We start from the raw sequence: 19,133 nt of genomic DNA on the forward strand, positions 1-19,133 counted from the left end.
GACAAACCGGTCTTAGTTCAGGCCAGCGGATGGTGGCAAGCGGCGAACTGGCCGGGGGCGACCTCGCGCAACTCCGGTATCTCCGCGCTGCATCGCTGATCGGCGCGTGGGCAGCGGGTGCGGAAGCGGCAGCCGGACGGCGGTGCAATCGGCGATGGCGGCTCGCCGGTCGCCACACTCTCGGCGGGACGCACATCCGGATCGGGCACCGGGATCGCCTGCAGCAGCAGGCTGGTGTAGGGATGCGCGGGCCGTGCGAACAATTGCTCGGAGGGGCCGACCTCGCAGAGCCGGCCGAGATACATCACCGCGACGCGGTCGCTGACGGCTTTGACCACCGCAAGGTCATGCGCGATGAACAGCAGCGTCAGGCCGAAGCGCGCCTTCATCTCCTCCAGCAGGTTGAGGATCTGTGCTCGGATGGAGACGTCGAGCGCCGAAACCGGCTCGTCGCAGACGATGAACTCGGGGTTGAGCACCAGCGACCGCGCGATGCAGATGCGCTGGCACTGGCCGCCGGAAAATTCGTGCGGCAGGCGGCCCACGACGAGATCAGGATCGAGCCCGACCGCAGCGAGCACCTCGTGCACCCTACGCTTGCGCTCCGCAGCATTCTTGACGCCGGCGATGATCAGCGGCTCGGCGACGATGTCGCCGATGCGCCGGCGCGGATTGAGCGAGGCGATCGGATCCTGGAAGATCAGCTGCACCCGCCGGCGCATTTTTCGTAGCGCCTCGCCTTCCATTGCCGTGAGGTCTTCGCCGTCGAACAGCACACGGCCGGATTTGGCACGGCGCAATTGCAGCACCGCACGCCCGAGCGTCGACTTGCCGCAGCCGGATTCGCCGACCAGCCCCAGCGTCTCGCCGCGCGCGACCTGAAGGCTGACGCCGGAGACGGCATGAACCGTCTTGTTGCCGAGGCCATACTCGACGACGAGATTGTCGACGTTGAGAAGCGCCTCGTTGCGCACGGCCAGCTGCATCATGCGCCGATCCCCTCAGCCATCCGGATCGGATGGAAGCAGGCGTAGAGATGATCAGGCATCTCCGCGCCCTTCAGCCCGGGCTTGGTTTCGCGACAATGGCCGGTGGCATAGCGGCAGCGCGGCGCGAAAGAGCAGCCCTGCAGCGGCCGGGTCGGATCGGGCGGACGGCCGGATATCGCAGGCAGCGGCGTGTGCGGCGCGGTCTCCAGCTTCGGGATCGCCGCCAGCAGCGCCTCGGTGTAGGGCATGTGCATGCGCTTGAACAGCGCCTGCGTCGGCGCGCGCTCCACCACCCGGCCCGCATACATCACCGCGACCTCGTCGGCGCGGCCGGCGACGACGCCGAGATCGTGGGTGATGATGATCATCGCCATGTGACGGCGCTGCTGCTCGCGCGCGAGCAGGTCGAGGATCTGCGCCTGGATGGTGACGTCGAGCGCCGTGGTCGGCTCGTCCGCGATCAGGAGCTTCGGCTCGCAGGACAGAGCGATCGCGATCGCGATGCGCTGGCGCATGCCGCCGGAGCATTGATGCGGATATTGCGCGAGGCGCTGCTCCGGCGCGGGAATGCCAACGGCGGCCAGCAGCTCGATGCTGCGCGCCTTCGCCGCGGGCGCATCGAGCTCGATATGCTCCTGGATCGTCTCCATCAGTTGCGTGCCGATGGTGAGCACCGGGTTGAGCGAGGTCATGGGATCCTGGAACACCACCGCGAGGTCGCGTCCGCGCAATTGTCGCAGGCTCTCGCGATCGAGCCGCACCAGGTCTTGGCCGTCGAACATCACGCGGCCCGTCAGCTTGGCCTTCTTCGGCAGCAGTTGAAGCACCGCGCGCGACAGCATGGTCTTGCCGCAGCCGGATTCACCGACGATGCCGAGCGTGCGCCCACCCTCCAGTGACAGATCTACGTGATCGACAGCGCGCAAGTTGCCGCGGGGGGTCGGCAGCTCGACCGCGACGTCCTCGATGGTCAGGAGCGGCATGCTCACAGCGCCCCCTGACGCGGGTCCGTCAGCGCCCGCAAGGTGTCGCCGACGAGGTTGAAGGCCAGCACGGTTAGGAACAGGCCCGCTGCCGGCAGGAAGGCGAGCCGTGGCGCGACATCGAGACTTTCGCGCCCCTCGCCGATCATGCTGCCCCAGCTTGCCATCGGCGGCGGCACGCCGAGCCCGAGAAAGGACAGCGCGCCTTCGACCACGATGGTGACGGCGACGCCGAGCAGGAAGAAGGCCAGCAGCGGCAGGATCACGTTCGGTAGCAGCTCGCGCAGGAGGATGCGCGCATGGCTCGCACCCAGCGCTTCCGCCGCGATCACGAATTCGCGCCGCGCCAGCGTCAGCGTCGCCGCGCGCGCCACGCGCATGAAGGCGGGGATGCCGAGCACGCCGAGGATCAATGTGAGATTGGGAATGGACTGGCCGAGATAGGCGGTCACGGCGAGCGCGAAGATCAGCGGCGGAAACGCCAGCAGCACGTCCATGCTGCCGACCACCAGCGTCTCGAACCTCCCGCGAAAATAGCCCGCGAGCAGGCCGAGCGCGCCGCCGAACACGAGACCGATCATCGGCGCAATCAGCCCGACCGTCAGCGAAACGCGCGCGCCAAAAATCAGGCGGGCGAGCTCGTCGCGGCCGAGCCCGTCGGTGCCGAGCCAGTGCTCGGTCGAAAACGCGGCGCGGCGCTCCAGCATGTCCATGTCTACAGGGTTCTGCAGCGGCAGCACCGGCGCCAGGATCGCCAATGTCAGGATGATGGCGAGCCAGCCGCTCGCGAGCCAGAACAGCAGCCCGAGCTTGCGCCCGCGTCGCACCGGCGCAGATACGGCCTCGTCCTGGATTGACAGCTCAAGCGTGGCCATGGCGGATCCTCGGATCGAGCACGGCGTAGAGCATGTCGACGATGAAATTGACGATGACGAAGCCGCAGGCCACCAGCAGCACCACGCCCTGGAGGATGACGAGGTCACGGGTGTAGATCGCCCCGACCAGCAGCCGGCCGATGCCGGGCAGCGCGAAGATCGATTCCACGATCAGCGTGCCCCCGAGCAGGCGGCCGATATTGATGCCGGTCACCGTCACCAGCGTCAGCGACGAAGGCTTGAGCGCATGCACGAACAGGATGCGCGATGGCTTGAGCCCCTTGGCCTTGGCAAGCGCGATATAGTCCTCCTGCAAGGTCGCGATCATGTCGGAGCGCAGCACGCGCATGATTCCAGGCCATTCCGCCAGCGCCAGCGTCAGCGCCGGCAGCACGAAGAAGCGCAAATTGGACAGCGGCTCCTCGGTGAACGGCACATAGCCGGTCGCCGGCAGCCAGTGCAGCTCGACCGCGAACAGGTAGATCAAGAGGATCGCCATCAGAAAGGACGGCATCGACAGCATCGCGAAGGCACTGCCGGTCATGAAGCGGTCGAAGGCGCCGCCGGCGCGCGCGGCGCAGGCGATCGCGACGGGAACGCCGATCAGCAGCCCGATGAACTCGGCCATCAGCATCAGCTGAAGCGAGACCGGAATGCGCTCGGCGACCGCCTGCAGCACGGTCTGACCGGTGCGGAACGAGCGGCCGAGATCACCCTGCAGCACGTGGCCGAGCCAGCTCAGGTAGCGCCACCACAACGGCTGGTCGAGCCCCATGTCACGGCGCAGCGCCGCGACATTCTCCGGCGTCGCCTGGTCGCCGAGGATGACGAAGGCAAGATCGCCGGGGAGCAGCGAGGCGATCAGGAAGGTGAGCAGCGAGACGGCGAGCAGCACCGGCAGGATGGCAAGCAGCCGCCGAACGACGAAGTTCAGCATCGCACATTCATTCCAGCCAGGTGGTCGAGACGTCGATCACGCCGTTGTAGATCTTCGGAAAGCCTTTCAGCTTCGCGCTCGATAGAGCGTAGTACGTGTTCTGGAAGGTCCAGAACCAGATCGCCTCCTTGTTGATCAGGCGGCTGATGGCGCAATAGTCTTCCGTGCGCTGGCCGAGATCGGCGGTGACGCGCGCGTGGTCCAGCAGCTTGTCGAGCTCGGGATTTGAGAAGCTGGAGAGCGCCAGCGGGCTGCCGCTGCGGAAATTCGCGTACATCTGCGGATCGGGATCGGCGAGGTCGACGATACGCCACGGCGTCAGTTGGAACTGGCGGGTGAAGGCGCGCGACGGAATCGTGGCCTGGTCGACCTGCTCGATCTCCATGTTGGCGCCGGCGCGCTTCCAGAACTGCTGCAGCACCTGGCCGATCATGCGGCCGCGCGGCGTTGCGCTCACCAGCATCTTGAACTCGACCGGCTTGCCGTAATCCTTGAGCAACGCCTTGGCCTTCTCGACGTCGAACGGCAGCGCGCCGTCGTCCTTGCACTTGACCCAGGAGCCCTCGCCGTAAGGATTGGTCGCGGGCCGGCTCAGGCCGTTGCTGATCGCCTGCGACATCTTCGGGCGGTCGATCGCCATCACCAGCGCCTGGCGCACGCGGACGTCGTCGAACGGCGCCAGCTTGGTGTTGAAGGCGTAGACCTGCGCGCCCGAGCCCTTGTAGGTGTGTACGGTCAGCTTGGAGTCCTTCTGCGCCTTCATGATGTTGTCGGCGTCGTTCTCGTCGTCCCAGATGATGTCGGCCTCACCCGATTGCAGCGAGGCGAAGCGCGACTGCGCGTCGGGCAGCGGCTTCAGGATGATGCGATCGAGATAGGGACGGCTCTTGTCCCAGTAGCTGGGATTCTTCTCCAGCACCATGCGGTCGCCGGCGGTCCATGATTTCAGGATGTAGGGGCCGGTGCCAACGGGATTGCGATTGTAGTCGTCGCCCTTGGTCTTCCAGGCGGTCGGCGAGTGAATGACGTTGTTCTGGCTCTGGATGGTGATCACCGCCGGCAGATTCACGGAAGGATCGGTCAGCTTATAGACGACGGTGTATTCGTCCGGCGCCAGCACCTCCTTGACGTTGGTGATGTAGAAGGCGCAGCGGCACTTGTTGGCGGGGTCCTTCTGCCGGTCGAAATTCTCCTTGAAGGCTTGCGCGTTGAACGGCGTGCCGTCGTGGAATTTCACGCCCTCGCGCAGCTTGAAGGTCCAGATCATGTAGTCGTCGGAATGGGTCCATGACACCGCGAGCTTCGGCGCGACCTCGCCTTTTTCATCAAGTGTTGTGAGCGTGTCGAAGATCGCGGCCGCGGCGGTGTTGGTCGAGGTGTCGTAGACGCCGACCTTGAGCGGATCGAACCCGGGAATGTCGAGCTCCTGGCCGACGGTGATGCTGCCGCCCGATTTTTGCGCCTGCGCAGGCGAGACAAGCGCAAATGCCGCAACAAGGAAAATCGGCACGTGCTTGCGCGCCGCGGCAGCAATCTTCGTCATGGTTCCTCCCGGGATCCCTCGTCCGATGTTTCGGATCGTTGATGACTCGGAAAGCGAGCTTGGCGACAAATGCTCGCCACGGCAAGAGGAACACACGAGAGATCAAACGCCGCATGCGCACGGCGTCACGTTGCTCAGGATGTCGCGGCCGTTTTGCCTGACGGAATTGGCGCCTTGTCGGCAAGGCCGATCTCGTCGCGCAATGCGTCCGTGTGCGCGCCGAGCACGGACACCGTCTTGGCCGGCGTGGTGTCGGCCCCCGACATCCGGAACGGCAGGTTGAGCACCCTAAACGAGCCGCCCTCGTCCCGCACCTCGGAGAGCGCCCCGCGATGCGCAAGCTGCGGATCGGCCAGCGCCTCTGACACGGTGCGATAGGCCGAGGCCGGCACGCCGGCAGCGCCAAGCGCGAGCAGGCATGCATCGGTCGAGAGCTGCCGCGACCAGACCTCGACGCCGTCCATCAACGCTGCCCAGTTCTCGCGGCGCGGGGCGTAGGTGGCGAAGCGTGGATCGGAGACCCATTCGGGACGGCCGATCACCGCCATCAGGGCCTGGAATGTCTTCTCGCTGGCGACCGTGATCATGACGTAGCCGCTGGCCGTCTCGGTCGGTCCGAACATCGGGCGCGGCGGCGGCGCCACCGCGAACTGCGTGCTCTGCAACTCGGTCAGGGTCAAGGTCAGCATCGATTCCAGCATGGAGACGTCGATGTGCTGGCCGAGCCCGGTCACGGTGCGCTGATAAAGCGCCGAGGCGATCGCACCAAAACCGTAGGTGCCGGTGACGACGTCGGCGTGATAGATGCCGCAATAGTCGGGCCTGTTACGGCCGGGCTGGTAGGCGAGATGCGCCATGTCGTACCCGGAGGCGGCATGGATCACCGGCGCATAGGCCGGCAGCTCGGCCGAGGGGCCGGTCTGGCCATAGCCGGAGATCGAGCAGTAGATCAGCCTCTCGTTGACCCCACGCAGCCTGTCATAGTCGAGCCGCAGCCGGTGCATCACGCCGGGGCGGAAGTTCTCGACCAGGATGTCGGCGGTCGCGGCCAGCCGGTAGACCGCGTCCCTGCCGTCGTCGGACTTGAGGTCGAGCACCAGGCTCTTCTTGCCGACATTGAGCTGGCCGAACGCGGTGCTGCACCCCTTGCGCAGCGGCGGCCGGGTCCGCATCGTCTCCCCGCCGTCGGTCTCGATCTTGATGACCTCGGCGCCCATGTCGGCTAGCATGCGCGCGCAGTGGGGACCGGCGATCGTGGTCGAAAAATCCAGGACCCGCAGGCCCGCGAAAGCCTTTGTCGTCGTCCCCTCATGCTTGTCTGGTAGCTGCATGCGTGCCGCGTCTCCCTGGGGCTCCCTTGGGAACCATGGATGTTCTCTCTTGTTGGTGCGGCGACCCTAGAGGGCGGCGGCTAAGTAGGAAAGTCTTTACCGAGCAGGCGCGTCTTGCGCGGCTTGAGAATTTCCGGGACAACTGGACCCGTTCTTGCATAGCAGCAAACGGGATCGGATGAGGGCAGCAGTTCTTGAGGGTCTTGTTCGTTACGACAGAGATGGACGACCTCGTCCGCGTCGGCGGACTCGGAGCCGTTTCCGCCGCCCTGCCCCGAGCGCTACGCCCCTTCGCCGATATCCGGATCATGTTGCCCGGCTATCGCGACATCATCGAGCAACTCACGCATATCCAGATTGTCGGCCGCTGCCCGCCGTTCGCGGAGCTGCCGGCCTGCTCGCTCGGCCGTGCCGCGACCAAGGACGGCCTGCCGGTCTATGTGCTGTTGTGCTCGCAGCTCTATGACCGGCCCGGCAATCCCTATGGCGATGAGTCCGGGCACGACTGGCCCGACAACGACATCCGCTTCGCGCGCTTCGCCTCGGCAGCCGCTGAGCTGGCCATGGGCAAGCTGGACAAGAATTGGGCAGCGGACCTGATCCATGCCAACGATTGGCAGGCTTCCCTGGTGCCGGCCTATCTCGCCTGGCGCGGCGCCAGGCTGCCGTCGATCCTGACCATCCACAACCTCGCCTATCAGGGCCTCTTCCCGAAGGAGGCGCTGCGACGGATCGGCGCACCGGAAAGCTCCTTCCACATCGACGGCGTCGAGTTCTACGACCAGGTCTCCTTCCTCAAGGCGGGCCTGGTCTACGCTTCGCACCTCACCACCGTCAGCGGCACCTATGCGCGGGAGATCACCACGGCCGAATTCGGCTGCGGCCTGGAAGGCCTGCTCCGCCTGCGCTCGGATGCGGCCGAGCTCACCGGCATCCTCAACGGCATCGACGAGAGCTGGGACCCGCGCTATTGCGCGCAGCTCGCCCAGCAGTTCGGCGCCGGCGACTGGGTCGGCAAGAAGGCCAATGCGGATTACGTGCGCAAGCAGTTCGGGCTTGCGGTGTCGCGCGGACCGATGTTCGGCATCGTCGCCCGCCTGGTGCACCAGAAGGGCATCGACCTCGTGCTGGCGGCGGCCGACGAGATCATCGATGCCGGCGGGCAGATCGTGGTCACCGGCTCCGGCGAGCCCGCGCTCGAGCAGGCGCTGATCAACGCCCATCGCCGCCGTCCCGACGCCATCGGGGTCGCGATCGGCTTCAACGACGCCCAGGCGCGGCGCATCTTTGCCGGCAGCGACTTCACCTTGATGCCGTCACGGTTCGAGCCCTGCGGCCTCAGCCAGATGTACGCCCAGCGCTTCGGCTCATTGCCGATCGGTCACCAGACCGGCGGCCTCGCCGAGACCATCAGCGACGGCGAGACCGGCTTCCTGTTCTCGAAGCCCTCGCACGAATCCTTCCTCGGCGGCGTCCGCCGCGCCTTCTCGGCCTTCATGGCGCAGGACCAGCTCGACACCATGCGCCGCAGCGCCATGGGACGATCGTTCTCCTGGAGCATCTCGGCCGGCAGCTACAGCGCGCTGTATCGGAAGCTGGCGTCGGTGTGAGGCCGAGGCGCTTCTCCGTTCTCCGTCATTGCGAGCGAAGCGAAGCAATCCAGAATCTTTCGGCGGGCAGGATTCTGGATTGCTTCGCTGCGCTCGCAATGACGATGAGGAGAGCAGCGCGCACCCATCCATCCCCGTCACCCTGAGGTGCTCGCCCCTTCGGCGAGCCTCGAAGGGCGACGGCCCAGCTGCAGCAGCGGGGCCGTGCATCCTTCGAGGCTCCCGGCGCGATGCTTTCGCATCGCGCCACTCGCACCTCAGGATGACGGGGCTGACGATGGACCACCCGACCTCCCGCCGCGCACGTCCATCTGCGGCCGGCCGATCCAGGCGCGGTTGAGACAGCGGGTCATCCAGTCCGGCTGGAGCTCGCCCCGCAGCCGCGCCTGTGCTTCCTGATACGGGCCGACGTAGCGCAGCCTGTGCGGCAGTTTCGGATAGACGCGCCTGATCCATCGCAGCGCATTGTCGGCAGATCTGGCGTCGCGCTCGTCGAGCTCAAACCCAAAACCGGCGCGCAAGCGCTCCGGCAACATCCCCGCCGTGACCGCGCGATACCAGCGCGGCGGACGCAACCACGGACGCGCACCCGTGAAGATCTGCGTTGCGATCTCGCGTGCCGCGGTGCTGACCGTCAGCGTGTCCGATTGCGCCATCGCCGCGGTATAAGCGGCGAAGCCGGACCAATCCGCCGGCAGGTCATCCGCCGTCAGCCCGAACAGAGCACCGAACGTCCGGCTCTCGGCCCAGTAACGCTCGCGCTCCTCCGCCGAGAGCGGTGGCAGAACGAGATCATGCGCCATCAGCGCTGTCTCGACCAGTGTGGCATGAACCCAGCGCAGCGATGGAATGTCGTTGGCGCAATAGCGCGAGCCCGCCGCAAAGGGACCGACCGTCTCCGGCATCTCGCCGACGATCATGCCGTGGCGCCGGTGCAATTGCCGGGACGACAGCATGGCACGGTCGAGCGAGCCGAACACCATGGCGAAGACGATGTCGAAGGTGCGATGGAAGCGACCGATCGGATCGGCAAAGGTTGTGGAATGCTCAGCGATCGCGGCGGCGACCCAGGGATGGGCGAGTTGCAGCAGCAGCGCGCGGCCGGCGCCGAGGAAGTTCAGGGCTTCCCGGTCGATCTGCCAGGTCACCGTGTCAGGACCAAACACGCCGGCAACCGGGCCCGCCGCGTCAGCGCGGACCTGATCGAGTGCCGCTTCCAGATCTTTCTCAACGACCACTTTGCGAGTCTCGCGACGAAGACGCCGCGATCATAGCCCAGACCGCACGCTCTTGACATCGTCACGGCCCGAAACAAATGACGGACAGGGCCCTCACTCCGCCGCAATCGGCATCTCGTCCGTGTGCTCGTGCAGCACCACGCCGGCGAGCGGATCGAACTCGCCGATCCAGGGCCTGCGCGCCAGCACCGATCGCGTGTGAGCGTAGCCGGCATGCCAGCGCCGCGTGATCCCCGACGGACTGAAGTCGATATCCTTGGTGTGGGTCTCGTGCTCGAGCTGCGGCGCCAGCAGCCGCACCACATGCATGCGGGTTGGACAACCGTAGCTCGTCAGCTCCATCACCGCGGGATCGCTGCGCTCGCTCTCGGGCAGCCGCGCCGCGAGCTGGTTGATGACATGGCGCAGGCGATGAGCCTGCTGCTGCCGCACGATCTGGCTCGCGATGCGGCTGGAATATTGCACGTCCTTGTGCCGGTTCAGCACCTCCGCCATCGTGGTCGGCTCCGGCCCGACGGGATTCCACAGATGCACCGAGAAGATCAGCGAATCCCGGCGTGGATTGTCGTCGAACACCGCCTCCGTCGGCGTGTTCGAGAGGATACCGCCGTCCCAATAGAGCTCGCCGTCGATGCGCACGGCCGGGAAAGCCGGCGGCAGCGCGCCCGACGCCATCACATGCTTCACCGTCAGCTCGCCGTCACGGCTGTCGAAATAGCGCATCTCGCTGGTGCCGACATGGGCCGCACCGACCGTCAGGCGCGGCGCGCAGCGATTGGCCAGATCGAAATCGACCAGCTCGCTCAGCGTCTTCTCCAGCGGAGTCGTCGAATAGAAGCCGGCGTGATCGGCGCCCAGCGGATAGGAATCGCCGGCATGCGCCAGCGGATTGGGCCGGAAGAAACCGGGAATGCCATGGGTCACGGTCGACCAATAGGCCAGCTTCTCGTTGAAGCCGGGAAACGCGGCGCGCCAGTCCCAGACCGGCTGCTGCTCCATCCGCTTCCAGAACTCCCGCAGGCGCGCGAGCCGGTGCTCGGGCGAGTTACCCGCAATGAGGCTCGCATTGATCGCGCCGATCGAGGTACCGATGATCCAGTCCGGCTCGATGCCGGCTTCGTGCAAGGCCTGATAGACCCCGGCCTGGTACGAGCCGAGCGCGCCGCCGCCCTGGAGCACGAGAACGACCTGCCCCGGCAGGTCCATGCTCTTGCGCTGTACCTTGTCCTGCATGCCGTTCATGTCTCGCTCCTGTCGAGCCTATGGTTATCATTCGTCGGGCGTAGGGCCATTGTTACGTCCTGCCGTTCTCGGCGATTGTCGGGCCTTTTGGAAATGCCGGCTGGCTTCCATAACCATACGCAGGCGCTATCGAGCCCGGGATGTCATTCCCTGTCCGGATCGGCTAGATTCCGGCCGATCCAGCTGGGGAGCCGATCCATGGAAATGCACCAGGTCCGCTATTTCCTCGCGGTGGCGCAGCTGTTGAATTTTACGCGCGCCGCCGAGGAATGCAACGTGACGCAACCCTCGCTGACGCGCGCGATCAAGCAGCTCGAGGCCGAGCTCGGGGGCGACCTGTTCCGCCGCGAACGGCCGGCCGCGCAACTGACCGAGCTCGGCCAGCGCATGCATCCGCTCTTGAAGCAGTGCTATGACGCCGCCACCGGCGCGCGCTCGCTCGCCTCATCGTTCAGAAGCGGCGAGATCGGCGCGCTGCGCATCGCGCTGACGCATTCGATCGACCTGGCGCTACTTATTCCGCATCTCAACGAAATCAGGCGGCAGTTCAACCGGCTGGAATTCCGCTTCCTGCGCGGGACCAGCCGCGAAGTCGGCGAATTCCTGAAGAAGGGCGAAGCCGAGCTCGGCATCGCCGCCGAGATCGACGAAGCCTGGGACCGGCTCGACGTCTGGCCGCTGTTCACGGAAGACTTCGACCTCGTCGTCAGCAGGAAGCACCGTCTTGCCGGACACGACACGATCGAGCCGGATGATTTGCGCGCGGAGCAATTGCTCGGCCGGAATTACTGCGAGCATTCCAGGCGTATCTCTGCGAGCCTGCGCGAGCACGGCATCGACGTCGATCACGGCCACGAGATTTCGAGCGAGCGCGATTTGATCGAGCTGGTCGAGGCCGATATCGGCATCGCCATGATGCCCCACACCTCGCCGGTGCCGGAGAGCGTCAAACGCGCGGCAGTCGCCGGGCTCGACGCACGCCGCACCGTCAGCCTCTACGGCGTCGCCGGCCGGCAGCGAACGGCCGTCGCCAATGCGGTGATGCGGATGCTACGCGGCGCGGACTGGCGGGAGATCGCGGGGTAGTAGAGCAGATGATCGCCGCGCCTCTTCCTTCTCCCCTTGTGGGCCTGTTGCGCTACTGCCTTTTGAGGCAGGAGACGTAGGGAGAGAGGGCTGTGTTGACGCCGATTGTCAGGCCGAGATCTGTACTTGGTGCCCTTGGCGGGCGTCTCAGGCGGCGATCGCGGCCCAGCGCCTCATGTTGAACGCGATGGAGGCAAGCAGGACCTGCCCGCTTGCCTTCATGAGACCGACATAGCGGATGCAGGTCAGCCGCATGCGGCGTTTGAGAGTGGCGAAGGTGGTCTCGACCTGGGCTCGTCGGCGCGCGATGAGGAGGTTGTAGCGTTTGAGCCGAGGCGGTAGCTCCGGGTGATGTCGGTTGGGACGACGGGCGATGCGGGGCTTCTTGCCTTCCGCTTTCAGCCGAGCCCGTCGGGCATGGGTGTCGTAGGCTGCATCGGCCCACACCACGGCTTCATCGCCACGGATCAGTTCGTCGGCCGGCGTTGTGTCGTTGACATTGGCGGGCGTGGTCAGGACTGCGCGGATCAGGCCGGATCCCTCGTCGACACCCATGTGAGCCTTGTAGCCGAAGGTCGAACCACCCTTGCCCTGCCGCTTGGTAAACCGGGCATCTGGGTCGTTTGAGGGACGATCCTGCTTCGGAGGGGCTGACACCGCCTGGATCAAGGTCGCATCCAGCATCGTGCCGCGCTTGAGGATGACCCCGGCATTCTCGAGCTGGCGATCCAGCTCGCCAAACAGCTTCTCCAACAGCCCTTGTTCGACGAGCTGGTTCCGGAAGCGGTTCAGAACCGTGTGGTCGGGCGTCGCATGCTTCGAGGCTCAAACCGACGAAGCGCTTGAACGACAACCGGTCGCCCAACGCTTCCTCGAGTTCGCATTCCGAAAGACCATAGAGCGACTGCAACAGCACGGCACGAAACAGCACCAGCACCGGATAGCCTGGACGACCGGGGCTCCCTTCATCCCGCAGATGGCCGATCAGCTTCTCGAACCGGTACCACTTGACCAGGCCAGCCAGCCGATCCAGCGCTGCATTGGCGCCGGCCCCCTTCGGCATCAGTGCTTCCACAAAGCTCGGCTGTCCCGTCCGCTTAACCGCCATCGTCATCCCCTCAAGGCTTTGCCCTAGGGAATCACAACTGGCGAATTACGCAACAGGCCCCTTGTGGGAGAAGGTGGCGCGAAGCGCCGGATGAGGGGTTCTATCCGCGCACTCGACGCAAAGGATTCGCTCGTGGAGAGAGACCCCTCACCCGTCTCGCCGCTACGCGGCGAGCCACCCTCTCCCACAAGGGGAGAGGGAAAGAACACTGCGCGCAGCTTCAATTCTCCTGGCTCGCACGCTCCAGCGCTTCGATCAGGTCATCGATCTCCATGCGCTTGCGGAAATCCGGATCGACGAAGCGAGCCTTCACCAGTCCGTCGCGGCCGACGACGAACACGGCGGGGATCGGCAGCATCCAGCCGTCATTGCCGTGGAATTTCGCCATATCCTGATAGGACAGCAGGCTCTGGATCTCGGCGCCGAGCCAGATCGCGAGATTGAGCGACAGCGCATAGCCGTTGTCGAGGTCGGTCAGGATCGGAAACGGCGCGCCGGAGTCGGCCTTGACCTGCCTCGTGTATTCTTGCGTCTCCGGCATGATCGCGACGACCTGTGCGCCCATCGCCTTGATGCGCTCCTGCGCCTGCACCACGGCGCGGACATTGAGCCGGCAATATGGGCACCAGTGTCCGCGGAAGAACATCACCGCGACGGGGCCTTGCTCCAGGAGAGCAGGCAGCGCGACCAGACTTCCACTTTCATCCGGCAGCATGAATGGCGGCATCGCATCGCCAGGGAGCGGCGCGGTCTCGCCGCCGCCGTTGCCGTTCAGTCTCGCCACCAGCCGGTCGGCCGCCTCGCCATAGGCCGGAAACACCTTACGGCTCGCATCCGCATAGGCCCGAAGCTGCTCGTTCAGCGTCCCCTCCATGTCGCGGCAGCGCTGGAAGGCGAGCCTCAGTCGATCGGCGTCGGCTGGTGAGAGAGACGTCATCTTCCACTCCGGCGTTAGAAGGGCGATCTTAGGTTCCAGGTCCGGCCGCCCGCAAGGGGCGGCCGTTGCGCGAGGGCCAGTTCAGTTCACGTAGAAATTGCCGGTGGGATCGAGCCGTCCCGAGGTGGAATACAGCGTGCCGTTGTCCATGAAGAAGACGGTGTCGGCGGGCACCTTCTTGGCGTTCTTCATCATGGACTCGTGGTTCTTCTCGGCCGGGGCCATGGCCATCGCCGACATCTTGCCAGGCCCGCCATAGACATAGGCCATGCCGGCCTTCAAATCCCAGGCCGCTTCCGAGAAGGCCGATGTGGCGATCACCGCGAAGGCGGCGGAAAAGATCAGGGTTTTTGACACTTTCGTCATGAGATGCTCCTCCGGATTGACGTGAACGCCCGCCAATCGGGCGCCCTGTCATCGGACGCCAGATCCCCCGGAAGCGGAAATGCCGTTGCCCAATCGGTTCGATAGCCGCCGCGCATCAAGATAGCGCAGGGCTATCGCATCGAAAGCAAGCCGGCATTTCAACATCGACGCCGTCTCGACGAAGCTCCTTCCATAGCCGGCGACCAGCGAGGTTGCGGCCAACAGAGGAGACTTCCCATGTTCAAGCAGCACATGTTATCGCGCCTGGTCTGGTCGGGCGCAGCCGTTCTCGGTGCACTGGCATTTGCGGCGCAGCCGGCGCTCGCGGGCGAATGTCCCGCCGGCAAGATCAAGCCGAACGCACAGCAGATGGTCGACTATAAGCCCGTCGGCGTCACCGACGTCACTCTCGGCGCGATCGATCTCGGCAAGCAGCCGGCCCATATCGAGGGACGGGAGCTGCGCTTCCGCAAGCTGACCATCGCGCCTGGCGGCATCGTGCCCTGGCACAGCCATGACGATCGCCCCGCGCTGATCTTCGTGCAGCAGGGCGAGATCGTCGAGTACGCCTCCAACTGTGTCGATCCGATCGTGCACAAGGCCGGCGACATCCGCCCCGAAGTCTACGGCACCTCGCACTGGTGGAAGAACCTCGGCAACGAAACCGTCATTCTCTATGTCGGCGACGTCCGCAAGGATCCCAACGACCATCACATGTAACGACTTTGGTACCCCGTCATTCCGGGGCGCGAAGCGAACCCGGAATCTCGAGATTCCGGGTCTGGTGCTGACGCACCAGCCCGGAATGACAGACCTACGGACAATCACGCCATGACCGATCTTTCCGCTCCCTTCAAGCAAGGCGAGATGACGATGGAGGCGCACTCGCCTGGTCTCGTGCTGCGCTCGCTCGTGATCGGGCTCACTGCATTCCTGACCGTCGTCGACCTCTTCGCCACGCAGGCGATCCTGCCCTCGCTGACGCGGCACTACGGCGTCACTCCCGCAGCAATGGGCTTTGCCGTCAACGCCAGCACCTTCGGCATGGCGACAGCCAGCCTCGTCGTCGGCCTCTTCAGCCCGCACATCAACCGGCGCACCGGCATCCTGCTCAGCCTGACGCTGCTGGCGATCCCAACCAGCCTGCTGGCGTCGGCGCCCAATCTTGCCGTCTTCACCGCCTTGCGGGTCGCGCAGGGGCTTTGCATGGCCTCCGCCTTCGCGCTCACCCTCGCTTATCTCGGCGAGCAATGCAGCGCCACGGACGCCGGCAGTGCGTTTGCCGCCTACATCACCGGCAATGTTGCCAGCAACCTTGTCGGCCGGCTGATCTCGGCGGCGGTCGCCGACGGCCTCGGCCTCGCCTGGAATTTCTACTTCTTTGCGGCGCTCAATCTGGCCGGCGCGGTGCTGGTGTATTTCACGATTCGACGCGTGAAGCCGATGCATGCGATGATGCCGGCGGCTTCGCCGCTCGCCGCCACCATCGCGCATTGGCGCAATCCGCACCTGCGCGCGGCCTTCGGCATCGGCTTCTGCATCCTGTTCGCCTTCATCGGCACCTTCACATTCGTCAATTTCGTGCTGGTGCGACCGCCGCTGTCGCTCGGCATGATGGATCTGGGCCTCGTCTATTTCGTCTTCCTGCCCTCGGTCGTCACGACGCTTCTGGCCGGCAAGGTTGCCGCGCGGTTCGGAACGCGCGCCACGATCTGGCTATCGCTCGCCGTTGCCGGGCTCGGCCTGCCCTTGATGCTGGCGCCGCATCTGGGCGAAGTGCTCGCCGGCATGGTTCTGGTCGGCGTCGGCACGTTCTTCGCGCAGGCCGCCGCGACCGGCTTCGTCGGACAGGCGGCAACCGACAACCGCGGCATCGCCAGCGGGACCTATCTTGCGTGCTACTTCGGCGGCGGGCTGGTCGGCACGGCCGTGCTGGGACGGCTGTTCGACAGTTTCGGCTGGCACGCCTGCGTCGCGGGCATCGGCGCGGCCCTTGCGCTCGCAGCCGTGCTCACCGTCGCCCTGAAGCCTAACGCTTGACCGGCGCGTCCTGCGGCGGCTCGTCGTCGGCGATGGCGCGCCAGGCAGCGCCGTCGAGATCGTCGTACTGGCCGCTGCGCAGCGACCAGAGGAAGGCGACGAGACCGGCGCCACCGAGCATCAAGGCCAGCGGCACCAGGATGACCAGGATCTCCATCACACGATCTCCCGCGAGGCGCTGCGCGCGCGCAGCGAGTTCAGCATCACCAGGATCGACGACCCGCTCATGGCGGCCGCCGCAATCAGGGGCGTCACGACGCCGCTGATCGCGACCGGCACCGCGAGCACATTATAGCCGATCGCAAGCCAGAGGTTCTGCCGCATCAGATGCAGCGCCTTGCGCGAGGCGTCGATGGCGGCGACCACGGGGGCCAGCGGCCGGCCGAGGAAGACGAGATCGGCGGTGGCCTGGCTGAGATGCGCGGCCGAGATCGGCGACATCGAGACATGGGCTGCCGCCAGCGAGGGCGCATCGTTCATGCCGTCGCCGACCATCAGCACCTTTACTCCGCGCCGCTTCAGTTCCTCGATCCGCGCGATCTTGTCGGCCGGCGTGACGCCGGCGCGCCATTCGGGAATGGACAGGGCATGCGCCGCCGCCGTCACGGCCGGCTCGCGATCGCCAGAGAGGATCTCCATGCCGATGCCACGCGCCTTCAGCGCCGCGATCACGGCCTGCGCGTCCGGACGCAGGCCCTGGCGCACCGAGAGGATGAATTTTGCGGTCCCCTTGCTGAACGCCACGATGGAGGCTTCGGGATCGAGATCGTCGGTCAGGCCGACGAGGCCCTCGGCACCGCAAAAGGACGGCCGCCCAAGACGGATCTCGACACCGTCGATCACCGCACGCACGCCCTGCCCGGCTTCCTCGACCGCGCCAATGATGGGCGATCTGGCACCGGCCGCCTGCGCCACCGCGGCGGCCACAGGGTGATGGCTCGACAGCGCCAGGCGTCCGGCGAGCTCGAAGATGTCGGCGGGGATATCGGCCGCGTTCATCACTTCGAGATCGGGCAGCGTCAGCGTGCCGGTCTTGTCGAAGATGACGTGGTCGGCTTCCGCCAGCCGCTCGATCGCATCGCCCGCGTTGAGCAGCACACCCGCCCTGAACATCGCGCCCGAGGCCACCGTCTGCACGGTCGGGATCGCGAGCCCCAGCGCGCAGGGACAGGTGATGATCAGCACGGCGACGCCGGTCACGATCGCATCATGCCAGGAGGCACCCGCGAGGACCCAGCCGAGAATGGTCAGCAGCGCGGTCGCATGCACCACCGGCGCGTAGAGCCGCGAGGCGCGGTCGGCGAGCCGCATGTAGCGCGAGCGCGCCTGGAGCGCATTGTCGAGCAGCCGCGTGATCTCGGCGAGCAGCGTCGCCTCGGAGGCCGCCGAGACCCGCACCCGCAGCGTGCCGGAGATGTTCATCGATCCCGCATAGACCGGCGTGCCCTGCTCCGCCGTGACATAGAGCGTCTCGCCGGTGATCAGGCTCTGGTCGATCTCGGAACGGCCCTCGATCACGGTGCCGTCGACCGCGCAGCGCTCGCCGGGCCGCAGCAGCACGATGTCGCCGGGATGGATCGCGGCCACCGGCACCTGCGAGATCTCGTCGGGCCCGACGAACTTGGCCGCGGTCTCCGCCTTCAGCGCGGCGAGATTGCCAGCCACCGCGCGGGTCCGCCGCCGCATGTTCTGGTCGAGGAAGCGGCCGACCAGCAGGAAGGTCAGCAGCATGATCGCCGCATCGAAATAGGCATGCTCGGCGTGGTGGATGGTCTCGACCACGGACATGCCGAGCGCCAGGATCACGCCGATCGAGATCGGCACGTCCATGTTGGTCGTCTTCGCCGACAGCGCGCGCCAGGCCGATCGGAAGAACGGCTGGCCGGCATAGGCCGCCGCCGGCAGCGCGATCAGGGCCGACAGCCAGTGGAAGAAGTCGCGCTGCTCCGGCAGCATGTCCGAGACGTTGCCGGACCATACCGGGATCGACAGCATCATCACGTTCATGGTGGCGAATGCTGCGACCCCGAGGCAGCGCAGCAGGAAGCCGGATTCGGCGACCTCGGCGGCTTCCGCGCTCTCGGTCTCGAACGGATAGGCCTTGTAGCCGAGCTCTTCGAGCCGGTCGATGAAGCGGCCGGGATCGAGCGTGCCCGCCTTCCATTCCAGTGCGACACGGCGGTCGGTCAGGTTCACGCGCGCCAGCGTGACGTCAGGAATGGCCGAAAGCCCGCGCTCGATCTTGGCCATGCAGCCGGCGCAGTGAACGCCCTCGACCGCGAGGTCGATATGCCGAAGGCCCGCGCCGGCGTCGCGAACATAGTGAGAGAAATCGCGCGTGACCTGCATGACGAGATCCTTCAGTTCAGGATCACGCGGTTGCGCGAGAGGAACACACGCGCCCCTCGCGCCTCACCCTCGATCACCAGATCCCACTGCCCCGGCGCGACGGACGCGGCATTGCCGCGATAGACGCCGATGCCGGCTTCCGCGAGCTCGACCTGGAGATCGGCGCGCTTGTCGGTCGGCCGCTCCAGGCGTCCGCCGAACTTCAATCCGGCGAGCGGCTGGCCGCTCGCATCACGCGCCTCGACCTGGATCGCGGCACCACCGTCGGTGCGGCGCTCGATATGGGCGCTGACCTGCCATTTTCGCGCGGCCTGGTCCTGTGCGGCCGAGATCTCGCGGTCATAGGTCAGGCCCGCTGCATAGGGACTGTCGACGTCCGTGCCCGGCAGCGTCGCGATGGCGAGCTTCATCATGGTGACGTTGACGCCGATCACGAGGCCGAAGAAGGCGACCAGCATCAGGAACACCTTGGTTCCAGTCAGCGGCTTGAATGCCATGG

General features: G+C 66.0%; 17 protein-coding genes and 1 pseudogene. 4 read left to right on the forward strand and 14 right to left on the reverse strand.

What is annotated here, in order from left to right; genetic code table 11:
- Positions 1 to 17: 17 nt before the first annotated feature.
- The 6 genes from QA649_RS32930 to QA649_RS32955 form a co-directional block, all read right to left on the reverse strand.
- A complete protein-coding gene (locus QA649_RS32930; protein WP_283020860.1) occupies positions 18 to 989 on the reverse strand; it encodes an oligopeptide/dipeptide ABC transporter ATP-binding protein in 972 nt (323 codons plus the stop codon).
- Entirely contained in the window at positions 986 to 1,978 is a 993-nt protein-coding gene (locus QA649_RS32935; RefSeq protein WP_283020861.1) for an ABC transporter ATP-binding protein, read from the reverse strand. Before QA649_RS32935 ends, QA649_RS32930 begins: the two co-directional genes overlap by 4 nt.
- Positions 1,975 to 2,847, reverse strand: a complete 873-nt coding sequence (locus QA649_RS32940; RefSeq protein WP_232954736.1) for an ABC transporter permease — start codon at positions 2,845 to 2,847, stop codon at positions 1,975 to 1,977. Before QA649_RS32940 ends, QA649_RS32935 begins: the two co-directional genes overlap by 4 nt.
- Positions 2,834 to 3,784, reverse strand: coding sequence for an ABC transporter permease (locus QA649_RS32945; protein WP_283020862.1), 951 nt, complete (start codon positions 3,782 to 3,784; stop codon positions 2,834 to 2,836). Before QA649_RS32945 ends, QA649_RS32940 begins: the two co-directional genes overlap by 14 nt.
- Before the next feature lie 7 nt (positions 3,785 to 3,791).
- Positions 3,792 to 5,327 carry an ABC transporter substrate-binding protein gene (locus QA649_RS32950; RefSeq protein WP_283020863.1) on the reverse strand — a complete coding sequence of 512 codons (1,536 nt, stop codon included), beginning with the start codon at positions 5,325 to 5,327 and terminating at the stop codon, positions 3,792 to 3,794.
- Positions 5,328 to 5,461: 134 nt separating this feature from the next.
- Entirely contained in the window at positions 5,462 to 6,658 is a 1,197-nt protein-coding gene (locus QA649_RS32955) for a CoA transferase (RefSeq protein WP_283020864.1), read from the reverse strand.
- Positions 6,659 to 6,852: 194 nt separating this feature from the next.
- Between QA649_RS32955 and glgA the strand changes: the two genes are divergently transcribed.
- Positions 6,853 to 8,268, forward strand: coding sequence for a glycogen synthase GlgA (gene glgA, locus QA649_RS32960; RefSeq protein ID WP_283020865.1), 1,416 nt, complete (start codon positions 6,853 to 6,855; stop codon positions 8,266 to 8,268).
- 257 nt (positions 8,269 to 8,525) lie between these two features.
- On the opposite strand, the gene QA649_RS32965 is transcribed toward glgA, so the two are convergent.
- Together QA649_RS32965 and QA649_RS32970 are read right to left on the reverse strand one after the other, a co-directional pair.
- Positions 8,526 to 9,506, reverse strand: a complete 981-nt coding sequence (locus QA649_RS32965) for an oxygenase MpaB family protein (protein ID WP_283020866.1) — start codon at positions 9,504 to 9,506, stop codon at positions 8,526 to 8,528.
- Between the two features lie 93 nt (positions 9,507 to 9,599).
- The gene (locus tag QA649_RS32970; RefSeq protein WP_283020867.1) at positions 9,600 to 10,748 is read right to left on the reverse strand and encodes a patatin-like phospholipase family protein; all 1,149 of its coding nucleotides are present in this window, start codon (positions 10,746 to 10,748) and stop codon (positions 9,600 to 9,602) included.
- Positions 10,749 to 10,946: 198 nt separating this feature from the next.
- Between QA649_RS32970 and QA649_RS32975 the strand changes: the two genes are divergently transcribed.
- Positions 10,947 to 11,834, forward strand: coding sequence for a LysR family transcriptional regulator (locus QA649_RS32975; protein WP_283020868.1), 888 nt, complete (start codon positions 10,947 to 10,949; stop codon positions 11,832 to 11,834).
- 147 nt (positions 11,835 to 11,981) lie between these two features.
- Here QA649_RS32975 and QA649_RS32980 read toward each other — a convergent pair.
- From QA649_RS32980 to QA649_RS32990, 3 genes and pseudogenes are all read right to left on the reverse strand, one after another.
- A pseudogene (locus QA649_RS32980) lies at positions 11,982 to 12,948 on the reverse strand (IS5 family transposase).
- Positions 12,949 to 13,162: 214 nt separating this feature from the next.
- A complete protein-coding gene (locus tag QA649_RS32985; RefSeq protein ID WP_283020869.1) occupies positions 13,163 to 13,879 on the reverse strand; it encodes a peroxiredoxin-like family protein in 717 nt (238 codons plus the stop codon).
- An 81-nt stretch (positions 13,880 to 13,960) separates the two neighbouring features.
- On the reverse strand, positions 13,961 to 14,245 hold the full coding sequence (locus tag QA649_RS32990; protein ID WP_283020870.1) for a hypothetical protein: 285 nt from the start codon (positions 14,243 to 14,245) through the stop codon (positions 13,961 to 13,963).
- A gap of 237 nt (positions 14,246 to 14,482) precedes the next feature.
- On the opposite strand from QA649_RS32990, the gene QA649_RS32995 reads away from it, so the two are divergent.
- Positions 14,483 to 14,965 carry a cupin domain-containing protein gene (locus QA649_RS32995; RefSeq protein WP_283020871.1) on the forward strand — a complete coding sequence of 161 codons (483 nt, stop codon included), beginning with the start codon at positions 14,483 to 14,485 and terminating at the stop codon, positions 14,963 to 14,965.
- A 111-nt stretch (positions 14,966 to 15,076) separates the two neighbouring features.
- Complete coding sequence (locus QA649_RS33000) at positions 15,077 to 16,285, forward strand: MFS transporter (RefSeq protein WP_283020872.1); 1,209 nt, start codon at positions 15,077 to 15,079, stop codon at positions 16,283 to 16,285.
- On the opposite strand, the gene ccoS is transcribed toward QA649_RS33000, so the two are convergent.
- Genes ccoS through QA649_RS33015 form a run of 3 tightly spaced genes read right to left on the reverse strand, consistent with a single transcriptional unit; the run spans position 16,275 to position 19,131 of the window.
- Positions 16,275 to 16,442, reverse strand: coding sequence for a cbb3-type cytochrome oxidase assembly protein CcoS (gene ccoS, locus QA649_RS33005; protein WP_014497059.1), 168 nt, complete (start codon positions 16,440 to 16,442; stop codon positions 16,275 to 16,277). The two genes, QA649_RS33000 and ccoS, sit on opposite strands and share 11 nt — an antisense overlap.
- On the reverse strand, positions 16,442 to 18,634 hold the full coding sequence (locus QA649_RS33010) for a cation-translocating P-type ATPase (protein WP_283020873.1): 2,193 nt from the start codon (positions 18,632 to 18,634) through the stop codon (positions 16,442 to 16,444). The genes ccoS and QA649_RS33010 overlap by 1 nt, the downstream gene beginning before the upstream one ends.
- A gap of 11 nt (positions 18,635 to 18,645) precedes the next feature.
- Positions 18,646 to 19,131: a FixH family protein gene (locus tag QA649_RS33015; RefSeq protein ID WP_283020874.1), complete on the reverse strand. Its 486-nt coding sequence runs from the start codon at positions 19,129 to 19,131 to the stop codon at positions 18,646 to 18,648.
- Positions 19,132 to 19,133: the final 2 nt, after the last annotated feature.

The sequence above is a fragment of the Bradyrhizobium sp. CB1717 genome, assembly GCF_029714325.1.
Lineage (GTDB): Bacteria > Pseudomonadota > Alphaproteobacteria > Rhizobiales > Xanthobacteraceae > Bradyrhizobium.